The sequence below is a fragment of the Gordonia sp. NPDC003950 genome, from assembly GCF_053605205.1.
Genome location: NZ_JBSGIT010000057.1, coordinates 1 through 2470, shown reverse-complemented (window position 1 = coordinate 2470; position 2470 = coordinate 1). Strand labels below are relative to the sequence as shown.

The 2470-nt window shown below is 64.5% G+C and carries 2 protein-coding genes; both read right to left on the bottom strand.

Annotation, left to right across the window (positions count from 1 at the left end):
* The coding region (istB, locus tag ACWETB_RS23785; protein ID WP_452214056.1) for an IS21-like element helper ATPase IstB at positions 1-729 on the bottom strand (729 nt) is incomplete at its 3' end.
* Positions 726-2252 carry an IS21 family transposase gene (istA, locus tag ACWETB_RS23780; protein WP_348805521.1) on the bottom strand — a complete coding sequence of 509 codons (1527 nt, stop codon included), beginning with the start codon at positions 2250-2252 and terminating at the stop codon, positions 726-728. The genes istA and istB, both read right to left, overlap by 4 nt.
* Positions 2253-2470: the final 218 nt, after the last annotated feature.

Sequence of the window (2470 nt, the reverse complement as noted above, 5' to 3'; positions counted from 1 at the left end):
GGCCAGGCGCACGGAGTCGCCGGTGGTCTGGCAGAGGTGGGCGTGGTGCAGCAGCCGGTCCACGGTGGCAGTGGCCAGTGTTTTGGGCATGAGTTCGTCGAAACCGGATGGGTGCAGGTTGGAGGACACGGCCACCGATTTGCGTTCGTAGGCGGCTTCTACGACCCGGTAGAGCCCTTCTGCGGCGTCAGCACCTACTGGCAGCAGGCCGACGTCGTCGATGACGACGAGTTCGGCGCGCACGATCTTGGCGATGGCCTTGCCCAGGGTGTCATCGGCGCGGTGCGCGCGGACCAGGGTGCCGAGTTGCTCGAGGCTGAACCACGCAACGGGCATGCCGGCCTCGATCGCTTTCTGGCCGAGGGCTTCGAGGAAGAATGTTTTGCCGGTGCCGGCGGGTCCGCACACCACGAGGTTCTCGCGTCGCTGCACCCATTCGAGGGTTTGCAGGGCGTGCTGGGTGGGTACGGGGATCGAGGAGGCGGTTTCGTCCCACACGTCGAAGGTTTTGCCGGTCGGGAAGTTCGCCGATTTGCGGCGTGAGGCCAACATCGATCGGGCGCGGCCTGCGGATTCTTCGGCGAGCAATGCTTTGACGACTTCGGCGGGGTCCCAGCGTTGTGCCCGTGCGGTTGCCAGCACGTCACCGGCGATCGCGCGGGCATGGGGCAGCCGCAGTTGCCGCATCAACGTTTCGACTTCTGCAGGCAACATCGTTGTTGTGGTCATCGTGTTTCCTCCTCGCCGAGATAGGCGTCGTCGATAGTGTTGTTGCCCAACATGTTCCAGACTTTGGTTCCTTGTGCCAGCGAGGTGTTCTCCGAGGCCTGGTGCCGCGTGTGGTCGAGGTCTTTGGCGGCCAGGATGGAGTCGAGATCACCGGTGGCGAATCGGCCGTGTACCGCGGCATGGCCCAACGCCCAGTCCACATCCGAGGTGGTGTGCAGGGCGGCCAGCGACACGGCATGGCGCATCTTCTCCCGCATGCGTTCGGTGCCGACGGCGGCGGCTTCTTTCAACCACAATCCGGCGCCCTCGCCGATCGCCAGGAACGCGTGGTCGTCGGTGTTGCGTGCCCGAATCCGATAGTCACCCGGGATTTTCGGTTCATGGTCGGGGAAGTGGGCGTCATCGATCGCCGGGGTACCGCGGCTGGTACGGCGGTGTCGGGCCACCTCGGTCGGGCCGCCGTCATCGAGCGCGCACACGATCACCTCATCGGTGGCGGGGTGATGACGCACCCACACCGATTGACCCAACAGTGTTGCCGGAACAGAGTATTGACAGTGTTCGAACGAGATCATCGGCGTGTTGCGGGGGACCTGGCGAGTCACCCCCAACCCGGTGGTGTGCGGCAGATCGGGGATCGGATGCAGTCGGGTGCGTTCGGCGGCGAGCATCTCGATCGGACGTCGTCCGGTGGTGCGGTGCTCCCGGTCGTTGATCTCACCCATGAACTGCTCACACGCGGCCACGACATCGCCGAAGGTCTCGTAGGCGTCGAGCAGATTGGTGTCGGTCGGCACGATATCGGCCTTGGCCAGTTTCACCGCGTTCTCCACCCCGCCCTTGGTGGCCGGGTCGGCCGGCTCGCAGGTGAGCACTGTGACGCCGTAGTAGCGGCCAAAACTGACCGCCTGCCGGTTGCGGATCGGTACCCCGGCGATATGGCCAGTGGTGACCGTTTTCTCGTTGTCGGTCAACACATACGACGGGGCGCCACCGAGAATGCGGAACACCCGATCCAGACCGGCGAACACGCTCGGCGCGGTCCGGTCGTGCAGCGCGATCACCACCCGGTAGCGGCACCACGCCAGCCACGCCACCAGTAACACCACCTTGCGGCCATCAACAACCGGCCCGTCGCCGAAGTCGTACTGCACCCACAGGCCGGGTTCGGTCACCCACGGCCGGTGCACTCGCGTATTACCCACGCGCCATTGCGCTTTCATTTCCGCGACCGCACGCCGTGTGGTACGTTCATTCCCTGTATAGCCAAGGGCCACAAGCTTTTCGTGTGCCTTGTCGGCGCGGATCTTTCCTTTCGTATCCACCACCCACCCCTCGATATGAGGCAGGTAGTCGTCGATCAATCGGGCGCGGCGCACCACCGGCGCCAGCCCGGCGGCACGGTCGTCAACCGCCCGTTTCACCGTGTGATGGCTGCAGCCGCACAACTCGGCCGCAGCCCGATACGACCCCGTCAGGTCGTAGGCATTGAGTATGTCCATGAGTTCTCCGTCAGACTTCAAGATGGGTCTCTCCCGTGAGTGAGTTCGATACGACTAGGCATCGCTATCGAAGCCACGGGAGAGGCCCGCACAGCGCAGACGCGCCGCCGGATGAGACAGGTGTGGGCAAAATCGTGTCCGCCGACGGGCACTTTCCTGACCGCCGATGGGCAGTCCTTATTGGCCGTCAGCGGGCACTTTCGTGACCGCCCATGGGCAGTTTTTCATGTCCGCTGACA